Below are 24,480 nucleotides of genomic sequence, written 5' to 3'. Positions count from 1 at the left end.
AAGGCACTCAGCGGACGGCGACGCCCACGGGGCCGCGCGGTGCCCGTTGCGGTCGCGACCCTGGGCGCGGCCGTCCTGCTCGTCGTTCCGCCGCCTGCGGCGCACGCGGACACCACGCTGCTGCCCGGCCGGATGACCACGGCAACCCAGGCCGAGAGCACCTTCGCGGTGCCGGTGCCGGCCGGGGTGGAGGTGCGCGCCGTCAACGGCGTCGTGACCCAGCCCGAGGTGCTCGAGGGCGGGACGATCACCTTCCGGGTCAACGGTGCGGTCCGAAGGACCGTGCCGTCGGCGCTCTACCAGAAGGTCCGCATCCCGGTGGAGCAGTCGGACGTGATCGCCGACGGCACCATCGGTCTGACCATGTCGACCGAGGGGCCGCTCGCGGCGGGCGCCACCTGCGTGCCGGCCGGCGGGGTCGCGTCGATGCGCAAGATCGAGCTCGACTACCGCGGCACCGAGACGGCTCCGACGACGGTCGCGGACTTCTTCCCGGCCTCGGCGACCGGGGTCACCGTCGTCATGCCGGAGAACCCCGACCCCCAGATGATCGCCGCGGGCCTCACCGCGGTGGGGGCGCTGGCCTACCGGTACGACGACGACACACCGGTCGACCTGAGGCTCAGCGTGCCGCCTGCCGGCGAGGCAACCGCCGGGCAGCGTGTGGTCGCCCTGGTGCCGGGACCCCCCGGCGACGTGACCCCGGCCGTGTCCACCACGGCCGGCATCCCGATGCTCACGCTGACGGGGGCCGGCGACGCACTGGTCGACGCCGCGCGTGCCCTGTCGTCCGACCTGCTCGGCCTGTCCGGCAGCGACGCCGAGGACCTCTCGCAGCAGACCAAGCCCCGCAGCACCGCCCGGACCCGGACCCTGGAGGACCTCGGCACCGGCAGCCTGTCCCTCACCGGCTACGGCTCGGTCGCCCAGCACCTCCAGCTGCGCCAGGACTCCTTCGGCATACCGGTCTCGGCGATGGAGCTGCACCTGAAGGGCTCGCACACCGCGTTCCCGGACGCCAGCGGGGCGCGACTCGACGTCCGCGCCAACGGCGACCTGGTCGGCTCCACGACGCTGGGTGAGGAGGCGACGTTCGACCTCGACGTGCCGCTCCCCGCCGGCAGCCTCCGCTCGGTCAACGACATCGAGCTGGTCCTCACCGCGGCCGCGCCCGACGGCTCGGCCTGCACCCCGTCGGGCATCCCGCCCGCCGAGGTCGACCTCGACACCGCCGGCTCGGCCGTCACGGTCGCACACGGCACCGGCAAGGCCAAGGGGTTCCAGCTCTATCCGCAGATCTTCGAGGGGACGCTCCCGGTGGCACTGCGCAGCGCCGAGGGCAACCAGGCCGCCGCCGCGATCGATGCGGCCGCACTCATCGCCGAGCTGCAGCGCTCGGCCGGGTCACTGCTCGACGTCCAGCTGATGGCACCGGACGCCTTCCTCGCCGACGACCGGTCCGGACTGATGGTCGGTGCCCTGGCCGCCGACTCCGAGGCCCTCGACGCGCCGCTGGAGCTGTCGTCGACCCGACTCGTCGACCGCGACGACTCGACGGTCGACTTCACCTCGCAGGACCCCTACGCCGTTCTCGAGTCGATCGACCGCAACGACCGGCTGGTGCTGATGCTCGGTAGCTGGGCACCGGGTGGCGCGGCAGCCCCGGAGGAGCTGTCCCGCAAGGTCGTCGACGCCGTGGTGCACGCCGGCTGGGCGAACCTCGACGGTGACCTGGTGATCGCCGACGAGGCGAACCCGGCCTTCGTCGCCGCCACCAGGTCGCTGGCGCCACACCAGCCCGTGAAGGAGGAGGAGAAGTCCTGGGCGGGGTGGTTCGTGCTCGCGATCGCCGTCCTGCTGCTGATCCTCACCTTCCAGGTGATCGTCATGATCCGCCGGGACCGGCGGCTGTCGCGGGAGCGGGACGACGACGACCTCGACGACGGGGGGCCGGCCCCCGTCGGGAACGAGGACCCCGCGCCGGGTCGACAGAGAGCCGGGTCCGAGCTGGACGAGCTCGGCGACGTCGACGACCTCGGCGTGCACGACTACACGATGGTGGTCCCCGCGGACGACGACACCGGCGAGATCGCGGCCATCCGGGACACCGAGGAGTACGACCAGGACGGCGAGCTCGACGGCTCCGAGGAGGAGTGGGGCGACTGGGAGGAGTGGGACGTCGAGCCGGTGCATGATGCGGAGTCCGCGATCGAGGACGAGACCCGCGAGCCGGAGCCCGAACCAGAACCCGAGCCAGAGCCCGAGCCAGAGCCCGAGCCCGAGCCCCAGCCGGAGCCCGAACCAGAACCCGAACCAGAACCCGAGCCAGAGCCCGAACCAGAGCCCGAACCAGAACCCGAGCCAGAGCCCGAGCCAGAGCCCGAGCCGGACCCAGCGCCCGTGGTGCCGGCGCCGACCAAACGGCCGGCGGGGAAGCGGACGCCGGCCAAGGCCACGGCTAGGAAGCGGACGCCGGCGAAGAAGACGACGCGCAAGCCCCCGCAGGGCTGAGCGAGGTCAGCTCCGGCCGGCCGCCTTGAGATCGCGGCGCAGCTCCTTGGGCAGGGCGAAGATCAGCGACTCCTCGGCGCTGTGCACCGCCCGGGCGTCGGGGTAGCCCCGCTCCCGCAGGAAGGCGAGCACCTCCTGGACCAGCGACTCCGGCACGCTTGCGCCCGAGGTCACCGAGACGGTGCCGACGCCGTCCAGCCAGGTCTCGTCGATCTCGGAGGCGTCGTCCACGCGGTGGGCCGCACCGGCACCGGCCTCGAGCGCGACCTCGACCAGGCGGACCGAGTTGGAGGAGTTGCCGGAGCCGACGACGATCACCAGGTCGGAGTCACGGGCGATCTCCTTGACGGCGAGCTGGCGGTTCTGGGTGGCGTAGCAGATGTCGTCGCTGGGCGGGTCGAGCAGCTGCGGGAACCGCTCCCGGATCGCAGCGACGGTCTCGAGCGTCTCGTCGACCGAGAGCGTGGTCTGGGACAGCCACGCCACCTTCGTCGGGTCCCGCACGACGATGCCGGCCACGTCGCCGGGGCCCTCGACCAGCTGGATGTGGTCCGGCGCCTCCCCCGCGGTGCCCTCGACCTCCTCGTGGCCGGCGTGGCCGATCAGGAGGATGTCGTAGTCGTCACCGGCGAACCGCTTCGCCTCGTGGTGGACCTTCGTGACCAGCGGGCAGGTCGCGTCGATGGTCTTGAGGCTGCGCGCCTCGGCCTGCCGGTGCACCTCCGGCGAGACGCCGTGCGCGGAGAACACCACGGTGGCGCCGGCCGGCACCTCGTCGAGCTCCTCGACGAAGACCGCACCCCTCGACTCCAGATCGGCCACGACGTGCTTGTTGTGCACGATCTGCTTGCGCACGTAGACCGGAGAGCCGTAGAGCTCGAGCGCCTTCTCCACCGTGACCACGGCCCGGTCCACGCCCGCGCAGTAGCCGCGTGGCGCTGCCAGCAGTACGGCGCGCTCGGCCTCGTCTGAGGGCAGCACGCGCGGCGTACCGAGGTCGGTGGTCACCCGGCCAAGCCTACGGGCGTCGGTGTCACGCCCTAAAGTCGCGGCATGGCTCTGGAGACCTCCGCGCACTCCCCCGCGCCGGTCCGCCAGATCGCCAACCTGATCTCCCAGTGGGTCGACAAGCTCGGCGCGGTCTGGGTGGAGGGCCAGATCGCCCAGATCAGCAGGCGGCCCGGGCTGCAGACGGTGTTCATGACGCTGCGCGACGCGGTGGCCGACATCTCCGTCCCGCTGACGGTCCCCCGTGACCGGGTCGACAGCCTGGCCACGCCCCTGGTCGAGGGCGCCAGCGTGGTGGTGCACGCCAAGCCGTCCTACTACGCCAACCGGGGCTCGTTCTCGCTGGCGGTCCGCGAGATCCGGATGGTCGGGCTGGGCGAGCTGCTGGCCCGGCTGGAGCGGCGCCGTCAGCTGCTGGCGGCCGAGGGGCTGTTCGCCGGCGAGCTGAAGCGGTCGCTGCCCTTCCTGCCCCACCGGGTGGGACTGGTGACTGCGCCCGGGTCGGCCGCCGAGCGCGACGTGCTGGAGAACGCGCGGCGCCGGTGGCCCAACGTCGCCTTCGAGGTCGCCTACGCCACCATGCAGGGTCCCCGGGCCGCGGCCGAGGTGATGGAGGCCCTCGGCCGGCTCGAGCGCGACCCGGACGTCGACGTCATCGTCGTGGCCCGGGGCGGCGGGTCGGTCGAGGACCTGCTGCCGTTCTCCGACGAGGCGCTGGTCCGCGCGGTCCATCGGCTCCGCACGCCGGTCGTCTCCGCGATCGGCCACGAGCAGGACCAGCCGCTGCTCGACCTGGTCGCCGACGTGCGCGCGTCGACGCCGACCGACGCCGCCAAGCTGGTCGTCCCCGACGTGGCCGAGGAGCTGCGTCGGGTCGACACCGCCAGGCAGCGCATCCGACAGGTGCTCGGCGGCTGGCTGGCCCGCGAGCAGGCCGGGCTCGACGCGCTCCGCTCGCGGCCGGTCCTGGGCGACCCGCGTGGGCTGCTCGCCGAGCGGGCCGGCGAGATCGAGGCGCTCCGCGAGCGCGCCCGCCGCACCGTGACCCACCGACTCGACCGGGCCACCGACGACATCGCCCACCACCGGGCCCGCGCCCGGGCCCTGTCGCCACTGGCCACCCTGCAGCGCGGCTACGCCGTGCTCCAGGACGCCGGCGGCCGCGTCGTGACCTCGGTCGCGGGGGTGCGGCCGGACGCCCCGATCAGCGTGCGCGTGGCCGACGGCCGCGTGCACGCGGTGACCACCGGCACGACCCGCACCGAGCTCCTCGAGGAGAGCGATGGCTGAGCAGCCCGACGACAACCAGGCCGACCAGGCGCTGTCCTACGAAGCCGCCCGCGAGGAGCTGGTCGAGACCGTCCGCAGGCTCGAGGCCGGCGGCACCACGCTCGAGGAATCACTGGCGCTCTGGGAGCGCGGCGAGCAGCTCGCCACGATCTGCCAGCAGTGGCTCGACGGCGTCCGCAAGCGGCTCGACGAGACGCTGGACCAGGACGGCCAGGGCGGTGACTAGGACGCGGCGCACTCCGCGTCGGCGGGCTGGTCGGGCACCGGTGCCACCGTGAGCAGGTCGATGAGCGCCTCCTGCTCGGCGACCGACGCCGACCCGTAGACCAGCAGCGTCTCGCCGGCCAGCGGTCCGCTGTCGAGCACCGTGGCGAAGGCATGGTCGCCGCCCCGGTCCGACCAGGTCCGCCACGTGGTCGCTCCCAGCCCGTTCGCCGGGCTGGCGTCGTCACCCGGGATCGCGTTCTTGTCGACGTAGGTCCGGACGAGGTCCTCGGCGTCCTCGTCCTGCTGCACCACCCCGACGAACTGCTCGCGGTCGGTGAGGATCCCGATCCGCCAGGACGGCGACTCGCCGCGCTCGTAGGCCACGCTCGTGTCGAGCCAGCCGGCCGGGAGGGCGATCGGGTAGACCACCGTGCTGCCCGCGCCCTGCACGTCCGAGACGCAGCTGAGGTAGTTGACCGACTCCGGCTCGACGTCCGGCTGCTCGCGGATGAAGGCCCGGAAGCCGACGTACGCCGTGACGAACAGCACGGTGGCGATCAGCGCCGCGATCAGGCCGCCGAAGCTGCGGTCGTAGCGGCTGGGTCGCTCACGCGGCTCGCTCACGGTCTCATCGTGTCAGCCGTGTGATGATGTCCCGGCCTGAGGGAGCCCGGTCATCCAGGGGGAGGTGAGTGGTGGCGCAGCTGTTCGTGTCGCACTCCTCTGCCGACAACGAGCTCGCCGCCCAGGTCAAGGACTGCCTCGCCGACCTCGGCTGGGAGTCGGTCTTCCTCGACTTCGACCCCACCGGCGGCCTCGTGCCCGGCAAGGCGTGGCGTGACCAGCTGTTCGAGAACCTCGACGCCTGCGACGCGGTCGTCTTCATCACCACCCCGAAGTCGGTCGCCAGCCAGTGGTGCCACTCCGAGCTGGCGCTGACCCGGTGGCTGCGCAAGCCGATCCTCGCCCTGCTCGTCGACGGGTGCGCGCCGCACCCGCTCACCGAGGACCTGCAGGGGCTGCACGTCACCTCGAGCGACATCGACCGGGAGCGGGTGCGTGGGGCGCTCGAGGCCCTCGGGCTCGACCAGGAGGCGCGGTGGGACACCTCCCGGTCCCCGTTCCCAGGGCTGCGCGCCTTCGACGAGTCCTACGCCGCGGTGTTCTTCGGCCGGGACCGCCAGATCGACCAGCTCCGCCAGCTGGTCGACCCGCCCAGCCGCAGCCGTGAGGGTGCGATCATCCCGGTGCTCGGGCCGTCCGGAAGCGGCAAGTCATCTCTGGTCCGGGCAGGGCTGGTGCCGGCGCTGCGGGTCTCGGCGGACTGGCTGGTCACCGACCCGTGGACCCCGTCCGACGTACCCCTCGCCGAGATGGCCCTCGCCCTGGCCGACGCCGCCAAGCTCGGCGGCGCCGACCTCGACGCCGACCGCTGCCGGCAGCTGCTCACCACCCCCGGCGGGATGGCCGACTACGTGCGACAGCTCCGCGAGGCCGGCCACGGCTCGGAGGACACCAAGGTGCTCGTCGTGGTCGACCAGGCCGAGGAGCTGGTCACCATGACCCCCGAGGCCGAGCGCCGCGCGTTCCTCGAGGCGCTCACCACGAGCTGCACCGCGCCCTCGCCGCTGCGGGTCGTGATGACCGCCCGCACCGACATGTGGGACAAGATCGCGGCCGAGACCGGCAGGTTCGCGATGAAGATCGCGCCGACGGTGCTGCACGTCCCGCCGCTGTCGCGGGCCGACCTCGCCGAGGTGATCAGCGAGCCGGCGCGCCGCTCGCACCTGACCCTGGAGGAGGGGCTGGTCCAGCGGCTCGTCGACGACACCGGCTCCGGCGAGGCACTGCCGCTGCTGGCGTTCACGCTGGCGCGGATGGCGGCCGACGCCGAGGACGGCCGGCTCACCCACGCCGAGTACGACGCGATCGGCGGGGTCCGCGGCGCGATCGCGTCCCGCGCTGCCGAGGTGGCAAGGGGTGGTCGCACCGAGGAGCAGGTCGCCGAGGCCATCCTGCACCTGGTCAGCCTGACCGACGAGACGCCCCACAAGCGGCTGGCCCGGGCCGTCGACGTGCCACCGGCGCACCGCGAGATCCTCGACGACCTGGTCGACGCGAGGCTGGTCGTGGTCAACGAGGTCAACGACCAGCAGGTCTACGCACCCGCGCACGAGTCGCTGTTCTCCGCCTGGCCACCGCTGGTCCAGCTGATCGAGCACCGGCGCGACGACCTGCTGCTCCGCGGCCGCCTCGAGCGCCGGGCCACCGACTGGCGAGAGGCCGGAGCCACCCAGTCGGGGCTGCTCTCCGGGCTGGAGCTGGACCAGGCGCGCGACTGGCGGGGGCGCAACCAGCCGATGGCGACACCGGACGTCGCGGCGTACGTCGACGCCTCCGTCACCCGCCAGCGCCGCGCCCGGATGGTCCGCGCCGGGGTGGGTGTGGTCGTCGCGGCGCTCGCCGTCGCGCTCGTCGTCGTCCTCGCGGTCAACGCGAGGGCCGATCGCCAGCGAGCCGACCAGGCCAGGATCGGTGAGCTGGCCGCGATCGCCCAGCGCGAGCTGGTCCACGACCCGCCCGCGGCCGCCGCCGCCCTCCTGCACGGGCTGGAGCTCGACCCCGATGCGGGCGAGCTCCGGGAGCTTGCCCGTCTGCTGCTCCGCTCCCCGGCCCGCGATGTCTATCGGGCTCCCGGCCAGGCGACGTTCTTCCAGCTCGGCGTCGGCGGCTCGATCGGGACCGTCACGACCGGTGACGACACGCTGGCGTGGGACACCGACCGGGCGACGGTCCGCTCCTTCAAGCAGGCCGGCGCGCTGGTCGTGCGGCCGGACGGGCGGGTCTACGTCGCGGCCGACGACGTCGACGGGCTCAGCGTCTACGACCTCACGGCGGCCGGCGACCCGCCGGCCCCGCTCACCGTGTTCAGTGCCAACGACCAGTCCGTGCCGGTCCTCGCCTTCTCCCCCGACGGCTCCCTCATGGCCGAGGGTCGCCGCTCGTGGGTGGCGATCTGGGACATGCGCGACCCGGCCGCACCCCGCCGCCTGGGCGCCTGGCACAGCAACCTCGGTGACCCCACGGCGCTCGCCGTGCTCGACGACGGGAGGGTGCTCGTCGGCTCGACCACCACCAGGCTCGGGGTGTGGAACGCGCTCGGGGACGGCAGCTCGACCACGCTGGTCCCGGGATCCACCGACTCCGGCGTCCAGCACCTCGTCGCCGACACGACTGGCCGCACCGTGCTCATCGACTTCCCGGACTTCGACCGGATCACCGTGGTCGACATCGCCACCGGGACCACGGTCAGCAGCTTCAGCGCCACCGACCCGAACGCACCGGAGTCCGCGCTCCCGCCCATCAGCTGGACCTCGGCGATGTCGCTGGACGGCGGGACCGTCGCCAGCTTCGACCTGGCCGGCCGCGGCTACGTCTTCGACACCGCGGACGGTCACCTGCTGACCACCCTCACCGGGGGCCACACCTCGCTCGTCTCCGAGGCCGCCTTCAACCCCGACGGCTACCTCGTGACCGCCGGGGTCGACGGGTCGCTCCGGGTGTGGGACCCCCACGCGACCTCGACCGACGTCTCCGGCTCGCTCTCCGATGACCTGTGCCGCGAGTTCGGGCACCGCATCGACGTGGACAGCTGGCAGCTCGCCTTCGACAACGACGACCTCGATTCTCCGTGCCCGGCCGGCGAACGGGCCGCGCCGGCGCCGCTCGAGGTGTCCACCTCGGCGAACATCGGCGCGGTTCCCGAGGTGAGCACGCCCCGGACGGTGGCGTTCCGGGACACCTTCGAGGGCACCACGTCCTTCGGGACCGGCCAGCAGCAGGTCCCGGCCGGGACCGTCACGACCTCGATCAGGAACGGCCGCTACCGCATCGAGGTCAGCGGTGTGGGCGCCGGCTACACCGCGCGCCAGTCGGTGCCCACCTCCGGCGCCGGCGCCACCTGGGCCGTGGTGGCCGACCAGGGCCGGAACCGGGGCCAGTGCGGCCTCTACACCTCCGACGGCAACACCCAGTTCTCGGTGACCCTGGACCGTGCGGCGGGCACCGGCACCATGAGCTGGAGCAGCCTGCTCGGCAGCACGCACACCGAGGAGTTCTCGGTGCCCGAGGGCCTCGCCAGCGACGTCGCCGTGGTCGACGACCACGGCGTCGTGGTGGTGCTGGTCGGTGGACGCCGGGTCGCCACCGTGGTCGACCCGGTGCTCAGGCCCCCCACCGCGGTCGGGTTCGCCACGCACGGCGACTCCGCCAGCTGCGACTACGACGACCTGACGCTGACGACCGCACCTTGACCGGCGTCCACGCCGACGTCGCGACCGCCCTCGCCGACGCCCTGGCGCTCGCTGCGCTGGGCGCGCTGCTCGTGACCGCCATCCTGCACCTGCCGTGGCGGCAGGAGGCCGCGGTTGCGGTGGTGGCGACGGTCGTCGTGCTGGCGACCGGGCTGGTCAGCCGCAACGAGCTCGAAGACACCGTGCGGGCGTTGCTGCCGGTGGTCGTCTTCCTGGTCACGATCCTCGTGGTCTGCGACGTGTGCGCGCGGGCCGGGCTGTTCGCAGCGGCGGCCCGGCTCGTCGGCCGGGCCAGCCACAGCCGGCCGGACCGGCTGTTCCTGGGGGTGTTCCTGCTGGCCGCGCTGGTCACGGCGGTGCTCAGCCTCGACGCCACGGTCGTCCTGCTGACGCCGATCGTGGTCGGTGCCGCGGCCACGCTGGGCACCTCGGACCGGCCCGGCGCGTTCGCCTGCCTGCGGATGGCCAACTCCGCCTCGCTGCTGCTTCCGGTCTCCAACCTCACCAACCTGCTGGCCCTCCCCCACCTCGACCTCACCTTCCTCGGGTTCGCGGCCCGGATGGCGCCGGTCCTGCTCGCGGTGCTGGTGGTGGAGTACGCCGGGCTGCGGCTCCTGTTCCGCGGCGATCTGGCCGCACCGCAGCGGGAGCACGGTGAGCTGACCGGCCCTCCGGTGCCGCTCGTGCCCGTGGTCGTGGTGGCGCTGATGCTCGTCGGGTTCGCGGTGCTCTCGCACTGGGACGTGGCGCCGGCCTGGGTCTCCTCGGCGGCCGCGCTGGTGCTCGTGGTGTGGGCGGCCGCTCGCCGCCTGGTCCGCCCGCGTGACGTCGTACGCGCCGGGCACCCGTCGTTCGCGCTGCTGGTGGTGGCGCTCGGCATCACCGTGGCCGCCGTGTCGACCGGCTTCCTCGGCGACCTGGTGGCCCGGCTGGTGCCCGACGGCACGTCGTTCGCCGCGCTCATGGCGCTGGCGGTGCTCGCCACGCTGCTGGCGGCCCTGGTCACCAACCTCTCCGCGACGATCCTGCTGGTGCCGATGGTGGCGCCGCTCGGCACCACGGCGGTGGTGGCGGCGCTGCTCGGCCTCAACATCGGCTCCGGGCTGACGTGGACGGGGTCGCTGGCCAACCTGCTCTGGCGGCGCACCCTGGTCCGCTCCGGCCGCAGGGTGAGCAGCACCGAGTTCCACCGGGTCTCGCTCGTGATCACCCCGGCCTCGCTCGTCGCCGGTGTGGGGGTGCTCGCGCTGCTGGCCCGATAAAGTCACCGCCATGCCGCTCGCGAGCCTGGCCCCTTCCCCGGAGTCTCCGGACCGCAACCTCGCCCTGGAGCTCGTCCGCGTCACCGAGGCGGCCGCGATGGCGGCCGCGCGCTGGGTCGGCCGCGGCGACAAGAACGGCGCCGACCAGGTCGCGGTCAACGCGATGCGCGTGATGATCTCGACCATCGGCATGGACGGCGTGGTCGTCATCGGCGAGGGCGAGAAGGACAACGCCCCGATGCTCTACAACGGCGAGCGGGTCGGCGACGGCACCGGGCCGGAGTGCGACGTGGCGGTCGACCCGATCGACGGGACCACACTCACCGCCAAGGGCATGGCCAACGCGGTGGCGGTGCTCGCGGTGGCCCCTCGCGGGTCGATGTACGACCCGTCCGCGGTCTTCTACATGGAGAAGCTCGTCACCGGACCCGAGGCGGCCGAGGTCGTCGACATCCGCTACCCCGTCGCCGAGAACATCCACCAGGTCGCCAAGGCCAAGGGCACCAGCCCGTCCGACGTCACCGTCGTCCTGCTGGACCGGCCGCGCCACGAGGCGCTGGCCGAGGAGATCCGGGCCACCGGGGCGCGGATCAAGTTCATCGTCGACGGCGACGTGGCCGGCGCGATCTCGGCGGCCCGGCCCGGCAGCGGCGTGGACCTGCTGCTCGGGATCGGCGGCACACCGGAAGGGATCATCGCGGCCTGCGCGATGAAGTGCATGAGCGGAGTGATCCAGGGTCGGCTCTGGCCGCGCGACGACGAGGAGCGGCAGCGGGCCGTCGACGCCGGCCACAACCTCGACCCCGACCACGTCCTGACCACCGACGACCTCGTCACCGGAGACGACTGCTTCTTCGCAGCCACCGGCATCACCGACGGCGACCTGATGAGCGGGGTGCGCTACCGGCCGGGCGGCTGCACCACCGACTCCCTGGTCATGCGCTCGCGCAGCGGCACGATCCGCTCCATCCGAAGCGAGCACAAGCTCTCGAAGCTACGCGCTTTCTCCGCTGTCGACTTCGAGCACTGAGCCCGGCACCGGGCGCAGCCCCGGTCGTCCGCCGTACGCCGGGAGGTGGAGTGCGTCGGTGACGACGTCGATCACCCGCGGGTCCAGGGCCATGCCGAGGTGGGATGCGGTCACCTCCACCGCGTGAGCGACCGGGTCGATGCACGCCCGCCAGTCGACGATGCCGTCGCGGCGGGAGTAGATCGCGGTGAACGATACGTCGGCGGGCAGCGGCTCCCGGCTCTCGTAGAAGCTCTGCCGGGCGCAGTCACCGGCGACGCAGTCCTCGGCCATCAGGCCCGGCACACCGGCCCGGCTGAGCCGGACCAACATGTCGACGCTGGCGGAGAGCAGCAGGTGGTGGGCCCCCGGGGCCAGCATCGGGCTGCCCATCGTCACGATCCCGGAGATCAGGTCGGGCCGGCGCACGGCCAGGCCCCGAGCCAGCATGCCGCCGAGACTGTGCCCCACGACCTGGACCCGGCTGCCGCGCCGGATCGCGATCGACTCGATGCGCGACTCGAGCTCGTCGGCGGCGGACCGGGTGCAGCGGACGTTGGCGCGGATGTGCGCGCGGTAGGTGCGGAAGCCGCGCCGGCGCAGGCTGCGGCTCATCGCGCGCAGCGTCGCGTCGCCCGCCATGAAGCCCGGCACCAGGATCACCGGCTCCTCGGTCCGGGAGACGCCACGCGCGGCGTACGGCGTGACCCGGGCCCGGCGCCGCTGGTCCAGCGAGGTCACGGCGTAGCGGCCGGCCTCCAGGACCAGACTGGTCTCGCGCAGCACCTCGGCGACCCGTGGGCGGCGGAACCCGTCCGGCAGGAGGAAGCCGGCGAGGGGCCCTCCCAGGGAGGAGCCGGCCTCGTCCGGGGAGCCGGTCGCCGGTGACTCGGTCACGTCGTCAAGGTTACGGGCGGGTAACCCGTGGTCCCGGGAGATCCACGCATTTGGTTCACTTTCGGTATGTCGGTCGCGGTCTCCGAGGAGCTGTTCGCCCCCGTGGGCCGTGAGGTGGAGCTGTGCTACCAGACCTTCGGTACCCCGGACGGCGAGCCGTTGCTCCTGGTCATGGGGCTGGGCGGGCCGATGACGTGGTGGGAGTCGGAGCTGTGCGAGCTGCTCGTCGAGCGCGGCTTCCATGTCATCCGCTTCGACAACCGTGACTGCGGCAGGTCCAGCCGGATGGTCGGCCGGGTCACCCGGACCACGCTGGCGCGCGCCTTCGCCGGCCGTCGCGTGCGGGCGCCGTACGCGCTCACGGACATGGCCGACGACGGCTTCGGGCTGCTCGACCACCTCGGCCTGGAGTCCGCCCACGTCTGTGGGGTCTCGATGGGCGGCATGATCGCCCAGACGATGGCGATCGCGCGGCCGGGGCGGGTGCGGTCGCTGACCAGCATCATGTCGACCACCGGCAAGCGGACCGTCGGCTGGCAGCACCCGAGCCTGCTGCCCAACCTGCTCGGCCATGCCGCCGGGCGCGAGGGCTACATCGAGGCGAGCCTGCGGACCTGGAAGATCATCGGCTCCCCCGCCTACCCGGTGACCGAGGAGCGCATCCGCGCCGATGCCGCCGCGACCTACGACCGCGGCGTGAGCGCCAGCGGCACGATGCGCCAGATGATGGCGATCCTCACCCAGCCCAACCGCGCCCCGAGGCTCCGGGCGCTGACGACGCCGGCCCTCGTCGTGCACGGCCTGGCCGACCGGATGGTGCACGTCTCCGGGGGCCGAGCGACCGCCGCGGCCATCCCCGGCGCCGAGCTGCTGCTCATCGACGGCATGGGCCACGACCTCCCGCCCGCCCTCCACGAGACCTTCGCCGACGGCATCCGCCGCACCGCCGACCGCGCGCGCTGACTGTCCCCTCGCTCGACGCCGCCGGCCAAGTTTCGCGAGCCCCCCTCGCGAAGAGAGCGCGCCTCGTGATCGGTCCGGTGGCCATGGCGACCGCGAAGCCGCGAGCGCAGCGAGCCTTGCGAGCGCAGCGAGCGCGCCTCGTGATCGGCCCCGGTGGCCACGACGACTGCGAAGCTGCGAGCGCAGCGAGCGTCGTCGTGGGCCCGGGGACGAAGCTCACGAGGGTAGAGACCGAATCAGTCGGACAATCTTTCGCCGGTCTCGGTGTCGAAGACGTGGACGTCCTTGGGGTCGGTGGTGACGTGGATGGTGTCGCCCTTGTGGGCCGATCCGCGGCCGCTGACCCGGATGATGATGTTGCCCGGGGTGCCCTCGACGTCGCAGGTGCCGTAGACGAACTCGTCGGCACCGAGCTCCTCGACGACGGTGACGGTGACGGGCAGCCCGCCCTCCGCGGCCGAGACGACGCGCCAGGACTCGGGACGTACGCCGACGGTGATGTTGGTGTGCTGCGGGCCGAACTTGGCCGCCGCGCCGGGGTCGACCGGCACCGTGTAGTTGCCGATCTTGGCCTGTCCGTCGGAGGCCTTGGCCTTGAGCAGGTTCATCGCCGGCGAGCCGATGAACCCGGCCACGAACAGGTTGACCGGCTTGTCGTAGAGCTTCAGCGGGGTGTCGACCTGCTGCAGCACGCCGAAGTTCATGACCGCGACCCGGTCGCCCATCGTCATGGCCTCGATCTGGTCGTGGGTCACGTAGACGGTGGTGACCCCCAGGTCGGCCTGGAGCTTCGCGATGTCGGTGCGGGTCGCGACCCGCATCTTCGCGTCGAGGTTGGACAGCGGCTCGTCCATGCAGAAGACCTGCGGCGCGCGGACGATGGCGCGGCCCATCGCGACCCGCTGGCGCTGGCCGCCCGAGAGGGCCTTCGGCTTGCGGTCGAGGTAGTCGGTGAGCTGCAGGATCCGGGCCGCCTCGGCCACCCGCTGCTTGCGCTCCTCGACGGGCACCTTGGCCATCTTCAGCGCGAAGGCCATGTTGTCGGCCACTGTCATGTGCGGGTAGAGCGCGTAGTTCTGGAACACCATCGCGATGTCGCGGTCCTTGGGCGGCATGTTGGTGATCTCGCGGTCGCCGATGTAGATCTTCCCGGAGTTGACCTCCTCCAGCCCGGCGAGCATCCGCAGGGTCGTGGACTTGCCGCATCCGGACGGACCGACGAGGACCATGAACTCCCCGTCGCCGATCTCGAGGTCGATCCCCGGCACCGCGGGCTTGTCCGCCCCCGGATACCAACGCTGGGCCTTCTCGAACGTCACTGTGGCCATGGTGGCGTGCTCCCTTCACCGGCAGGTACGTGCCGGACGATCCGTAGTGAAGTGACGGCGGTCACCCTAGAGGCCCGCCACTGGGTCGCGGAAGGGCCACGGTTGCGACGCCCTTCGGACACGCGGGTTGACGTCGGTGGCCATCGAGTGGGAGCGTTCCCACGCATGTGACGTGCGTTACAGAAACGTTATGCGCAGTTATTGACCACCTCCTGAGTAAGCGTTTACCTGAGCCTTGACGGAGCGGGCAGGTGGTTTCAAGCAAGACGACAGACCTGCTGACCATGAAGAGAGGAAAAGGCATGCGAACACGCAACACGCGTCGAGTGGCTGCCGTGGCCGCCGCTGTGCTGGGCGCAGGGCTCGCCCTGGCGAGCTGTGCCGACGACGACAAGGGCGGTTCCGCGGGTGGCACCTGGCCCGGAGCCGACAAGTCCGAGTGCAAGGACCTGGAGCAGCTGGCGGACTTCGGCGACCTGTCGGGGCGCGAGGTGGGCGTCTACACCTCCATCGTGGCCCCAGAGGACCAGTCGCAGAAGGACTCCTACAAGCTGTTCACCACCTGCACCGGAGCCAAGGTCAACTACGAGGGCTCCAAGGAGTTCGAGGCCCAGCTGCCGGTGCGTGTCCAGGCCGGCAACCCGCCGGACATCGCCTACGTCCCGCAGCCCGGTCTGCTGAAGACCCTCGTCGGCACCGGCAAGGTGGTGGAGGCTCCGTCCGCCGTCGCCGACAACGTCGACAAGTGGTTCGGTGAGGACTGGAAGGGCTACGGCACCGTCGACGACAAGTTCTACGCCGCTCCGCTGGGCGCCAACGTGAAGTCCTTCGTGTGGTACTCGCCGGGCATGTTCGCGCAGAACGGCTGGGAGGTCCCGTCGACCTGGGACGACATGCTCGCGCTGTCCGACAAGATCGCGGCCACCGGCATCAAGCCGTGGTGCGCGGGCATCGAGTCCGGTGAGGCCACCGGCTGGCCGGCCACCGACTGGCTCGAGGACGTGCTGCTCCGCACCTCCGGGCCGGACGTCTACGACCAGTGGGTCAACCACGAGATCCCGTTCAACGACCCGCAGGTCGCCGAGGCGCTCGACGACGTCGGCAACATCCTGAAGAACGACAAGTACGTCAACGGCGGCATCGGCGACGTGAAGTCGATCGCCACCACGGCGTTCCAGGACGCCGGGCTCCCGATCCTCGACGGCAAGTGCGCGATGCACCGCCAGGCCGGCTTCTACGCGGCCAACTGGCCGGAGGGCACCAAGGTGGCCGAGGACGGCGACGTCTTCGCCTTCTACCTCCCGACGATGAGCGACGAGTTCGGCAAGCCGGTCCTCGGCGGCGGCGAGTTCGTGACGGCGTTCTCCGACAAGCCCGAGGTCCAGGCCTTCCAGACCTACCTGTCGACCGACGTGTGGGCCAACGAGAAGGCCAAGTCCACCCCGGGTGGCGGCTGGGTCAGCGCGAACACCGGACTGGACGTGGCCAACCTGGTCAGCCCGATCGACCAGCTCTCCGCCCAGATCTTCCAGGACCCCGACGCGGTCTTCCGCTTCGACGGTTCGGACCAGATGCCGGGTGAGGTCGGCGCCAACTCCTTCTGGAAGGAGATGACTGCTTGGATCACTGGCGAGAGCACGCAGGACGCTCTCGACAACATCGAGAAGTCCTGGCCGTCGTCCTGATCGACGGCTGAGCTCGCGCGCCCTGCGCCCGGCCGGCGCCAGCCGGCCGGGCGTGGGGACGGCCCGACTGCAGGGGAGTGTGCATGTCTTCAGCTGAGAAGTTCGTGCAGATGATCATCTGCATCGCATTGTTCTTCGCCGTCGTGGCGATCATCCTGCTGGCGACCTCGAAGCTGAGATCGCGCTCGGGTGAGCGGATCCAGTTCCTGGCCTTCGTCATACCGGCGCTGGCGCTGATCGCGATCGGGCTGCTCTACCCCGCCATCGTCACGATCTACCGGTCGTTCCAGAACAACACCGCGACCGAGTTCGTCGGTCTCGACAACTACCACACGATCTTCACCGACTCCGGGCAGCTCCGGGTGCTCCGCAACACCTTCCTCTGGGTGCTCCTGGTGCCGACCGTGTCGACGTTCATCGGCCTGGTCTACGCCGTCCTGGTCGACCGGGCCCGCATGGAGAAGTTCGCCAAGGGGCTGATCTTCCTTCCGATGGCGATCTCGCTCGTCGGCGCCTCGCTGATCTGGAAGTTCGTCTACGACTACAAGGACAAGAGCGTCGACCAGATCGGTCTGGCAAACCAGATCCTGAAGTCGCTCGGCTTCGACACCTACCAGTTCCTGCTCACCGAGCCGTGGAACACCCTGTTCCTCATCATCATCATGATCTGGGTCCAGGCCGGCTTCGCCATGACGATCCTCTCGGCCTCGATCAAGGCGATCCCCGACGACATCGTCGAGGCGGCCAGGCTCGACGGCGTGAGCGGGCTGAAGATGTTCCGCTTCATCACCGTCCCGAGCATCCGACCCTCGCTGATCGTGGTGCTCACGACCATCAGCATCACGACGCTGAAAGCCTTCGACATCGTCCGCACCGCGACGGGCGGCAACTTCGACACCAGCGTGCTCGCCTATGAGTTCTACGTGCAGAGCTTCCGGTCCAACAACGCCGGGCTGGGCGCCGCACTCGCGGTGATCATCTTCGTGCTCGTGCTGCCCATCGTGGTCTACAACGTGCGCCAAATGAGGAAGCTGGAGGGCCGATGACCGTCGCCGACAACGCCGTCTCCGTAGAGACCGTCGTACAGAAGGAAACCACCTCCGCCAAGGCCCACAAGACCCTCACCTCGCCGTGGGCATCGCTCGCGGCCATCGTGATCGCGGTGCTGTGGACCATCCCCACCGTCGGCCTGTTCATCACTTCGTTCCGGCCCGAGGACGACGTGAAGAGCACCGGCTGGTGGACCGTCCTGAGCAACCCCGGCCTCGGCGGGCTCACCTGGGCCAACTACGACGCCGTGCTGCACGGTGCCGACACCGACCTGGCGGTCTACTTCGTCAACACGATCGTGATCACGATCCCGTCGGTGCTGATGCCGATCTCGCTGGCCGTCATCGCTGCCTACGCGTTCTCGTGGATCGAGTTCCCCGGCCGCGACTTCCTGTTCGTGGCGGTCTTCGCCCTGCAGATCGTGCCGATCCAGGTGACGATGATCCCGCTGCTCAAGCTCTACGTGCAGCCGCCGTTCAACCTGCAGCCGCTGGCGGGGGCGGATGCGCCGGGAGGTGGCTTCTACACGATCTGGCTGTCGCACACGATCTTCGCACTGCCACTGGCGATCTACCTGCTGCACAACTTCATGTCGCAGATCCCCGGTGAGCTGATCGAGTCGGCGCGGGTGGACGGCGCCGGCCACGTGCAGATCTTCAGTCGGATCATGCTGCCGCTGATGACGCCGGCCATCGCCGCCTTCGCGATCTTCCAGTTCCTGTGGGTCTGGAACGACCTGCTGGTCGCCCTGGTCTTCGGCGGCGGAAGCCTCGACGTGTCACCGCTGACGGTGCGGCTGGCGGAGCTCTCGGGGACCAAGGGCCAGGACTGGCACCTGCTGTCCGCGGGCGCGTTCGTCTCGCTGGTCGTCCCCCTCGTCGTCTTCCTGTCGCTGCAGCGCTACTTCGTGCGCGGGCTGCTGGCAGGAAGCGTCAAGGGCTGACGGTCGAGCCGACGCCAGGGTCGCTGATGTGCGCCGCGAGCCAGTGGAAAGAAGCCTTGGGCGTCCGGGTCTGATCGCGAGGATCGACGTGGACGATCCCGAAGGTCTTGGTGTACCCCTCTGCCCACTCGAAGTTGTCCAGGAGGGTCCAGACGACGTAGGCACGGACGTCCGCGCCCGCCTCCCGGGCCCTCCGGGTCGCCGCGATGTGGTCACGGAGGTAGTCGATCCGGTCCTGGTCGTCGATGGTCCCCTCGGCGTCGAGCACCGTGTCGGGGTAGGCCGCGCCGTTCTCGGTGACCATGAGAGGCAGGCCGGTGCGGCGGTGGGTGTCGACCAGGAGCTGCTCGAGACCGGAGGCGTCCACCTCCCAGCCGATGTCGGTGCGCGGCTCGCGCACGACGAACGACACCGGCGCGGTCCCGGGGTAGGCGTCCTGCTCGGGGTGCCGCTCGGCGGAGCCCGGGGCGGCGGTGCGGAACGGTGTGTAGTAGTTGATCCCGACCCAGTCCGCGGAGCCGCGCACCAGCGCGAGGTCGCCGTCTCGCACGAGCGCGGGGTCGGCCAGCTCGGGGGCCACCGCCAGGAGGCCGTCGTCGTAGCGGCCGTCGACGAGCGGGCCCAGCCATACCCGGTTGCGGACCGCGTCGATGCCGTCGGTGGCGGCGACCAGCGCCTCGTCGTCGGGGTCCTCGGGCCAGTACGGCGCCAGGTTGAGCACGATGCCGACGTCGTCGACGCCCGCGTCGTGCAGCCGGGTGGCGGCCAGTCCGTGTCCGAGGAGCAGGTGGTGCGCGGCCCGGTGGCCGGCCCCGCCCTCGCGCCGGCCGGGTGCGTGCACGCCGGCGGCGTAGCCGAGGTAGGCCGCGCACCACGGCTCGTTGTGGGTCGCCCACACCCGGACCCGGTCACCGAGCCGGTCGTGGACGACGCCGGCATAGTCCGCGAAGGCCTCGGCGGTGTCGCGATTGAGCCAGCCGTCCCGGTCCTCGAGGGCCTGGGGCAGGTCCCAGTGGTAGAGCGTCGCGGTCGGCGCGAGACCACGGGCGAGCGCGGCGTCGACCAGCCGGTCGTAGTAGTCCAGACCGCGTGGCTCGACCCGGCCGGTGCCCTCGGGCATGATCCGCGGCCAGGCGATCGAGAAGCGGTACCAGCCAGCGCCCAGCCGGGCCACGAGGTCGAGGTCCTCGGCGTACCGGTGGTAGGAGTCGCACGCCACCGAGCCGTCGGAGCCGTCGCGCACCGTGCCCGGCCGAGCGGTGAACGTGTCCCAGATCGACGGTCCGCGCCCGTCCTCGGAGGTCGCCCCCTCGATCTGGTAGGCCGCGGTGGCGACGCCGAAGGCGACGGTGGCTGTGTCGGGCAGGCTGCTGATCACCTGCTCAACGTAGCCCAGATCGCGGGAGCGCTCCCACGATGACCGGCATCAAGGACGTGGCCAACGAGCTGAAGATGTCCACGGCGACGGTCTCGAGGGCCCTGCGCGGCCTGCCGGGGGTCTCGGCCAGCACGCGTGAGCGGGTCCAGCAGACCGCCCGGGCGCTGGGCTACGTGCCGTCGCCGAGCGCCGCCCGGCTGGCGAGCGGCCAGACCAACACGGTGGCGGTGGTGGTGCCGTGGGTCACCCGCTGGTTCTTCGCCTCGGTGCTCCAGGGCGCCGAGGAGGTGCTGCGCGAGCACGGCTACGACCTGCTGCTCTACAACCTCGCGGGCTCCGCGGACGCCCGCCACCGGGTCTTCGAGGCCGGCCGGCTCACCAAGCGCGTCGACGCCGTGCTGGTGCTGAGCCTGCAGCCCACCGAAGCCGAGCTGGCGCGGCTCGAGGCGCTCGGCTGCCCGGTGACGTTCGTGGGCGCCAACGTCCCCGACTGGGCGACGGTCCGCATCGACGACGAGCAGGCGGCACGGACGGCGACCGACCACCTCATCGAGCTGGGCCACCGGCGGATCGGCTACGTCGGCGGCCCCGGCGTGCTCGACTTCACCGCGCCCAACGCCCGCGAGGCGGGCTACCGCAGCTCGCTCGCGAGGGCCGGCCTCCCGCACGACGCCAGCCTCGAGGTCGACGGGGCTTTCACCGTGACCGGAGGCATCGAGGCGGGCACCCGGCTGCTGGAGCGCCCGGACCGGCCGACCGGGGTCTTCGCGGCCTCCGACGAGATGGCGATCGGCGTGCTGCAGGCCGCCCGCCAGCTCGAGCTGCGCGTCCCCGAGGACGTCTCCGTGCTGGGGATCGACGACCACGAGCTGGCATCGTTCTTCGACCTCACCACGGTGGCGCAGCCGGTCCTCGAGCAGGGCCGGCTGGCCGCCCGGCAGGTCCTCGACGCGCTCGGCGCCTCGGGGACCGAGCAGTGGTGGCAACCGGCCCAGGTGATCCTGCCGACCCGGCTGCTGCAGCGCGGGAGCACCGGACCACCGCCCTCGTGAAGCGGTTGCAAACGTTTGTGACGTCGTGGTTACCCTGCCCGCATGGGCAGTGACACGGGGATGCCCCTCGGGTCGGCCAACATGGCCGACGTGGCACGCGAGGCCGGGGTGTCGATCGCCACGGTGTCCCGCGCGCTGCGCGGCGTACCCGGCGTCAGCCAGGCCACCCGCGACCGCATCGTGCGGATCGCCCACGAGCTGTCCTATGTCATCTCCCCCGAGGCGAGCGCGCTGTCCAAGGGGAGCACCGGGCGGGTGGCGATCGTCATGCCGCACCTGGACGCGTGGTTCTACAGCGCCATGCTGGCCAGCATGGCGCCGGTGCTGCGCGCGGCGGACCTGGACATGCTCGTCTACCAGGTCGAGGGCCAGGAGCAGCGCGCCGCCTTCCTGCGCGGGCTGCCGGCCAGGCGCAAGGCGGACGCGGTGATCATCACCGCCCTCCCGATGGCACAGGCGGAGGTCGAGCGACTGGACCTGATGGGCGTGCACGTCGTGGTTGCCGGCGGCTCGATCCGCGACCATCCGCACGTGCAGGTCGACGACCTCGAGGCGGGGCGGCTCGCCGTCTCGCACCTGGTCGACCTGGGCCACCGCCGGATCGGCATGATCCGGACCAGCGACACCGACGGCACCACGTGGTCCTCCGACCTGCTCCGGGTGCGTGCCTGGCGCGAGACGCTGGCCGGGGCCGGGCTCGACGCGTGCGAGGAGCTGCTGGTGACCGAGTCCTACGGCGTCGGGGCAGGCGGCCGGGCGATGGGCAGGCTGCTGGCCCTCCCCGACCCGCCCACTGCTGTGTTCGCCTACTCCGACGAGCTGGCCTTCGCCGCGATGGCCCATGCCCGCTCGAGCGGGCTGCGGGTCCCCGAGGACGTCTCGGTGGTGGGCATGGACGGCCACCCGCTCGGCGAGCAGGTCGGGGTCACCACCGTCGACCAGGACGTCGCCGGGCAGGGCCGGTTGGCGGCCGAGATGGCGGTGCGGCTGCTCGCGGGCGAGCAGGTCCGCGACCTCGACGTACCGGTCCGGCTGGTCCAGCGAGGGTCGAGCGGGCCGGCGACAGCCTGAGCCTGGATCCAGGCTGAGCGCCGTCAGGGGTGCTTGCGCTCCACGCTGACGCCGCCCCACACGGCGAACCCCTTGATCCGGACCACCGGCGAGCTCTCGTCGAGGTCGGCCTCCACCAGCCCGGACGGGCCGGAGTAGCCGCCCATGATCCCGGTGCCCTCCATCTGCACCCGGGTGGTCGGACCCACGATCACCTGGGCGCCGCCCATGAAGGCGTTGATCGTGATCACGACCTCCTGGGCGGCGAACTTCGCCTGTCGCAGGTCGAGCTCGGCACCGCCCATCAGGCACATGACCGTCATCTGCCGCGGCACCACCCACACGCCCTTGCGGCTGAGCCCACTGAGGATCGCCAAGTGGCTCTCCCGCTCGGCACCGGACACCACCTGGGGTGACTGGGCGGCGGGCCGCACGGCCGGCCGAGGGTGCGGGTGCGACGGCAGGTCGAGCGTGATCGGCACCAGGTCGGCGTAGGTGCGCGCGGCGTAGGTCTGCTCCAGCCGCTGGTCCAGCTCGTCGAGGTCGAGCCGCCCCTCCCCCGCGGCCTGGCGCAGGATCTCGGCCACCTGGTGGCGCTCCTCGTCGGAGATGCGCAGCTGGGCAGGGTCGGTGTTACCGCCCGGGTGCTGCAGCTCGCCCGCCATGGGCACAGCGTATGCCGGACCGTCAGTCCGCCACGACGAGGACCGGCACCGGGTCGACAGTGACTGTCACGTGGTCGCCGACCTCGAGCGCGGTCGCCTCCGAGCTGGGCAGCTGGGCGATCACCAGGGTGCCGTCCTGCAGTGTGACCGAGACCCGCGAGATCGGGCCCAGGAAGGCGACCGCGGCCACGGTGGCCGTGCCCGCCGGGTCCGTCTGCAGCCGCACCGACTCCGGCCGGACCAGCGCCGCGCCCGACCCGGTGGCAGACCCGGCGAGGGTCGGGACGGCGGTGCCGAGGACGTCGGCGGCGCCGTTGGCCGCCGTGGCCGGGATCCGGTTGCTGAGCCCGACGAACTGGCCGACGAACGCCGTGGCCGGGGCGGCGTAGAGCTGCGCCGGCGGCGCCAGCTGGTCGAGCCGGCCGGCGTTCATGACACCGACCCGGTCGGCGACCGCCAGCGCCTCCTCCTGGTCGTGGGTGACGAAGAGGGTCGTGGTGCCGACCTCGAGCTGGATCCGGCGGATCTCGTCGCGCAGCTGGACCCGGACCTTGGCGTCGAGGGCCGAGAGCGGCTCGTCGAGGAGCAGCACGGCGGGCTCGATGGCCAGCGCCCGGGCCAGGGCGACGCGCTGCTGCTGACCGCCGGAGAGCTGGTGGGCATAGCGGCCGGCGTGCTGGCTGAGCCCGACCAGGTCGAGCATCTCCTCGGCCCGCGCGCGGCGCTCGGCGCTCCCGCGGCCGCGCAGCTTCAGCCCGAACGCGACGTTGTCGGCCACGGTCAGGTGCGGGAACAGGCTGTAGGCCTGGAACACCATGCCCATGTCGCGCTTGTTCGGCGGCACCCGGGTGATGTCCTTGCCCCCGACCAGGACCTGGCCGTCGTTCTGTCGTTCCAGCCCGGCCAGGATGCGCAGCGCCGTCGTCTTGCCGCAGCCCGAGGGCCCGAGCAGCACGACCATCTCGCCCGGCTCGATCCGGAGGTCGAGGCCGTCGAGAGCGTGCACGTCGCCGTAGGAGCGGTGCAGCCCCTTGAGCTCGACGGCGACCCCGGACGACGCGGCGGCGGGGCTGGTCATGAGGTCCTCCCGATGTGGTGGCGCCGTCGGTCGAGCAGGGAGAGCAGGACCAGGAGCACGAAGGCGAGCAGGAGCGTGCCGAGCGAGGCGGCCATCGAGGTGGCGGCGTCGCTCTTGCCGAGCTGGACGATCGCCACCGGCAGGGTGTTGTAGTGGAGCAGCGAGGCGATGGTGAACTCGCCGAGCACCAGTGCGACGGTGATGAATGCGGCGTTGAGGACGCCCTGCCAGATGTTGGGCACGATGACCCGGACGATCACGGTGAACCAGCCCGCTCCGAGGGAGCGCGCGGCCTCGGCGAGCGTCGTTGAGTCGATGGCCGAGAGTGCCGCGTCGATCGCGCGGTAGGAGAACGGCAGAACCAGCACCACGTAGACGAAGGCGAGCGTGAGCGCGGAGTCGTTGACGAGGTAATTGACCCAGGCGTAGACGTCGTCCAGCCCGACCACGATGACGAGCGCCGGGATGGTGAGCGGTAGCAGGCAGAGGAACTCGACCAGCCGGGTCGCCGCCGGCACCCGGAGCCGGACCCAGACCATCGTGGGCACGAGCAGGACGACCATGCCGATCGTCGTGATCGCCGCCAGCTCGAGGGAGGTGCGGATCGCCTCGCTCATCAGCGGGTTGTCGAACAGCGCCCGCCAGGCGTCTGCGGTGCGCTCCTTGGAGATCGTGTCCTTCGTGCTGAAGTTGAGCAGGGCCAGCAGGGGAAGGGCGAAGAACGTCGCGAAGCAAGCCAGCAGGACCACCCGCGTGATCCGCCAGGCCCACGACTGGTTCACCGGTGCCCC

General features: G+C 71.7%; 20 protein-coding genes. 12 read left to right on the top strand and 8 right to left on the bottom strand.

Annotated features, from left to right (window positions below):
* Positions 1–39: 39 nt before the first annotated feature.
* The gene (locus tag VFV89_RS18665; RefSeq protein ID WP_329707470.1) at positions 40–2,511 is read left to right on the top strand and encodes a cellulose biosynthesis cyclic di-GMP-binding regulatory protein BcsB; all 2,472 of its coding nucleotides are present in this window, start codon (positions 40–42) and stop codon (positions 2,509–2,511) included.
* A 6-nt stretch (positions 2,512–2,517) separates the two neighbouring features.
* Here VFV89_RS18665 and VFV89_RS18660 read toward each other — a convergent pair whose 3' ends face one another.
* Positions 2,518–3,519 (bottom strand): 4-hydroxy-3-methylbut-2-enyl diphosphate reductase, encoded by a 1,002-nt coding sequence (locus VFV89_RS18660; protein WP_329707469.1) that lies wholly within the window; start codon positions 3,517–3,519, stop codon positions 2,518–2,520.
* Positions 3,520–3,564: 45 nt separating this feature from the next.
* Between VFV89_RS18660 and xseA the strand changes: the two genes are divergently transcribed.
* Together xseA and VFV89_RS18650 are read left to right on the top strand one after the other, a co-directional pair.
* Positions 3,565–4,809 carry an exodeoxyribonuclease VII large subunit gene (gene xseA / locus VFV89_RS18655; RefSeq protein ID WP_329707468.1) on the top strand — a complete coding sequence of 415 codons (1,245 nt, stop codon included), beginning with the start codon at positions 3,565–3,567 and terminating at the stop codon, positions 4,807–4,809.
* Positions 4,802–5,035, top strand: coding sequence for an exodeoxyribonuclease VII small subunit (locus VFV89_RS18650; protein WP_329707467.1), 234 nt, complete (start codon positions 4,802–4,804; stop codon positions 5,033–5,035). The genes xseA and VFV89_RS18650 overlap by 8 nt, the downstream gene beginning before the upstream one ends.
* Here VFV89_RS18650 and VFV89_RS18645 read toward each other — a convergent pair.
* Positions 5,032–5,640: a DUF4245 family protein gene (locus tag VFV89_RS18645; protein WP_329707466.1), complete on the bottom strand. Its 609-nt coding sequence runs from the start codon at positions 5,638–5,640 to the stop codon at positions 5,032–5,034. The genes VFV89_RS18650 and VFV89_RS18645 overlap by 4 nt on opposite strands.
* 71 nt (positions 5,641–5,711) lie before the next feature.
* On the opposite strand from VFV89_RS18645, the gene VFV89_RS18640 reads away from it, so the two are divergent.
* From VFV89_RS18640 to glpX, 3 genes are read left to right on the top strand one after another with little or no spacing between them, the layout of a single operon-like run.
* The gene (locus VFV89_RS18640; protein ID WP_329707465.1) at positions 5,712–9,329 is read left to right on the top strand and encodes a TIR domain-containing protein; all 3,618 of its coding nucleotides are present in this window, start codon (positions 5,712–5,714) and stop codon (positions 9,327–9,329) included.
* Positions 9,326–10,591, top strand: coding sequence for an SLC13 family permease (locus VFV89_RS18635; protein ID WP_329707464.1), 1,266 nt, complete (start codon positions 9,326–9,328; stop codon positions 10,589–10,591). The genes VFV89_RS18640 and VFV89_RS18635 overlap by 4 nt, the downstream gene beginning before the upstream one ends.
* A gap of 10 nt (positions 10,592–10,601) precedes the next feature.
* A complete protein-coding gene (gene glpX, locus VFV89_RS18630) occupies positions 10,602–11,621 on the top strand; it encodes a class II fructose-bisphosphatase (RefSeq protein ID WP_329707463.1) in 1,020 nt (339 codons plus the stop codon).
* Here glpX and VFV89_RS18625 read toward each other — a convergent pair.
* Positions 11,586–12,497, bottom strand: coding sequence for an esterase/lipase family protein (locus tag VFV89_RS18625; protein ID WP_329707462.1), 912 nt, complete (start codon positions 12,495–12,497; stop codon positions 11,586–11,588). The two genes, glpX and VFV89_RS18625, sit on opposite strands and share 36 nt — an antisense overlap.
* A gap of 66 nt (positions 12,498–12,563) precedes the next feature.
* Here VFV89_RS18625 and VFV89_RS18620 point away from each other — a divergent pair, with 66 nt between their 5' ends.
* The gene (locus VFV89_RS18620) at positions 12,564–13,460 is read left to right on the top strand and encodes an alpha/beta hydrolase (RefSeq protein ID WP_329707461.1); all 897 of its coding nucleotides are present in this window, start codon (positions 12,564–12,566) and stop codon (positions 13,458–13,460) included.
* Positions 13,461–13,696: 236 nt separating this feature from the next.
* Here VFV89_RS18620 and VFV89_RS18615 read toward each other — a convergent pair whose 3' ends face one another.
* Positions 13,697–14,788, bottom strand: coding sequence for a sn-glycerol-3-phosphate ABC transporter ATP-binding protein UgpC (locus tag VFV89_RS18615; RefSeq protein WP_329707460.1), 1,092 nt, complete (start codon positions 14,786–14,788; stop codon positions 13,697–13,699).
* Between the two features lie 302 nt (positions 14,789–15,090).
* On the opposite strand from VFV89_RS18615, the gene VFV89_RS18610 reads away from it, so the two are divergent.
* The 3 genes from VFV89_RS18610 to VFV89_RS18600 all read left to right on the top strand — a co-directional run bounded on the left by VFV89_RS18610 (position 15,091) and on the right by VFV89_RS18600 (position 18,466).
* Positions 15,091–16,473: an ABC transporter substrate-binding protein gene (locus VFV89_RS18610; protein WP_329707459.1), complete on the top strand. Its 1,383-nt coding sequence runs from the start codon at positions 15,091–15,093 to the stop codon at positions 16,471–16,473.
* Positions 16,474–16,556: 83 nt separating this feature from the next.
* Positions 16,557–17,519 carry a sugar ABC transporter permease gene (locus tag VFV89_RS18605; protein WP_329707458.1) on the top strand — a complete coding sequence of 321 codons (963 nt, stop codon included), beginning with the start codon at positions 16,557–16,559 and terminating at the stop codon, positions 17,517–17,519.
* Entirely contained in the window at positions 17,516–18,466 is a 951-nt protein-coding gene (locus tag VFV89_RS18600; RefSeq protein WP_329707457.1) for a carbohydrate ABC transporter permease, read from the top strand. The genes VFV89_RS18605 and VFV89_RS18600 overlap by 4 nt, the downstream gene beginning before the upstream one ends.
* On the opposite strand, the gene VFV89_RS18595 is transcribed toward VFV89_RS18600, so the two are convergent.
* A complete protein-coding gene (locus tag VFV89_RS18595; protein ID WP_329707456.1) occupies positions 18,456–19,844 on the bottom strand; it encodes a GH1 family beta-glucosidase in 1,389 nt (462 codons plus the stop codon). The two genes, VFV89_RS18600 and VFV89_RS18595, sit on opposite strands and share 11 nt — an antisense overlap.
* A gap of 38 nt (positions 19,845–19,882) precedes the next feature.
* Here VFV89_RS18595 and VFV89_RS18590 point away from each other — a divergent pair, with 38 nt between their 5' ends.
* Both VFV89_RS18590 and VFV89_RS18585 read left to right on the top strand, forming a co-directional pair.
* Positions 19,883–20,896: a LacI family DNA-binding transcriptional regulator gene (locus VFV89_RS18590; RefSeq protein ID WP_329707455.1), complete on the top strand. Its 1,014-nt coding sequence runs from the start codon at positions 19,883–19,885 to the stop codon at positions 20,894–20,896.
* A 42-nt stretch (positions 20,897–20,938) separates the two neighbouring features.
* Positions 20,939–21,967 carry a LacI family DNA-binding transcriptional regulator gene (locus tag VFV89_RS18585; RefSeq protein ID WP_329707454.1) on the top strand — a complete coding sequence of 343 codons (1,029 nt, stop codon included), beginning with the start codon at positions 20,939–20,941 and terminating at the stop codon, positions 21,965–21,967.
* 23 nt (positions 21,968–21,990) lie between these two features.
* Here the strand turns inward: VFV89_RS18585 and VFV89_RS18580 are convergent, their stop codons facing one another.
* Genes VFV89_RS18580 through VFV89_RS18570 form a run of 3 tightly spaced genes read right to left on the bottom strand, consistent with a single transcriptional unit; the run spans position 21,991 to position 24,471 of the window.
* Entirely contained in the window at positions 21,991–22,611 is a 621-nt protein-coding gene (locus VFV89_RS18580; RefSeq protein ID WP_329707453.1) for a DUF1707 SHOCT-like domain-containing protein, read from the bottom strand.
* 22 nt (positions 22,612–22,633) lie between these two features.
* The gene (locus tag VFV89_RS18575) at positions 22,634–23,689 is read right to left on the bottom strand and encodes an ABC transporter ATP-binding protein (RefSeq protein WP_329707452.1); all 1,056 of its coding nucleotides are present in this window, start codon (positions 23,687–23,689) and stop codon (positions 22,634–22,636) included.
* Complete coding sequence (locus tag VFV89_RS18570) at positions 23,686–24,471, bottom strand: ABC transporter permease (protein WP_329707451.1); 786 nt, start codon at positions 24,469–24,471, stop codon at positions 23,686–23,688. Before VFV89_RS18570 ends, VFV89_RS18575 begins: the two co-directional genes overlap by 4 nt.
* Positions 24,472–24,480 lie beyond the last annotated feature (9 nt).

The sequence above is a fragment of the Nocardioides sp. genome (genome assembly GCF_036274455.1).
Lineage (GTDB): Bacteria > Actinomycetota > Actinomycetes > Propionibacteriales > Nocardioidaceae > Nocardioides.
Note: the sequence above shows the minus strand (reverse complement) of the source record. Positions and strands in the feature narration are given on the sequence as shown.

Coding starts and splice junctions, on each gene's coding strand:
- xseA (WP_329707468.1), top strand. CDS start 3,565: ATGGCTCTGGAGACCTCCGCGCACTCCCCCGCGCCGGTCCGCCAGATC.
- VFV89_RS18650 (WP_329707467.1), top strand. CDS start 4,802: ATGGCTGAGCAGCCCGACGACAACCAGGCCGACCAGGCGCTGTCCTAC.
- glpX (WP_329707463.1), top strand. CDS start 10,602: ATGCCGCTCGCGAGCCTGGCCCCTTCCCCGGAGTCTCCGGACCGCAAC.
- VFV89_RS18620 (WP_329707461.1), top strand. CDS start 12,564: ATGTCGGTCGCGGTCTCCGAGGAGCTGTTCGCCCCCGTGGGCCGTGAG.
- VFV89_RS18615 (WP_329707460.1), bottom strand. CDS start 14,788: ATGGCCACAGTGACGTTCGAGAAGGCCCAGCGTTGGTATCCGGGGGCG.
- VFV89_RS18610 (WP_329707459.1), top strand. CDS start 15,091: ATGCGAACACGCAACACGCGTCGAGTGGCTGCCGTGGCCGCCGCTGTG.
- VFV89_RS18605 (WP_329707458.1), top strand. CDS start 16,557: ATGTCTTCAGCTGAGAAGTTCGTGCAGATGATCATCTGCATCGCATTG.
- VFV89_RS18600 (WP_329707457.1), top strand. CDS start 17,516: ATGACCGTCGCCGACAACGCCGTCTCCGTAGAGACCGTCGTACAGAAG.
- VFV89_RS18590 (WP_329707455.1), top strand. CDS start 19,883: ATGACCGGCATCAAGGACGTGGCCAACGAGCTGAAGATGTCCACGGCG.
- VFV89_RS18585 (WP_329707454.1), top strand. CDS start 20,939: ATGGGCAGTGACACGGGGATGCCCCTCGGGTCGGCCAACATGGCCGAC.
- VFV89_RS18580 (WP_329707453.1), bottom strand. CDS start 22,611: ATGGCGGGCGAGCTGCAGCACCCGGGCGGTAACACCGACCCTGCCCAG.
- VFV89_RS18575 (WP_329707452.1), bottom strand. CDS start 23,689: ATGACCAGCCCCGCCGCCGCGTCGTCCGGGGTCGCCGTCGAGCTCAAG.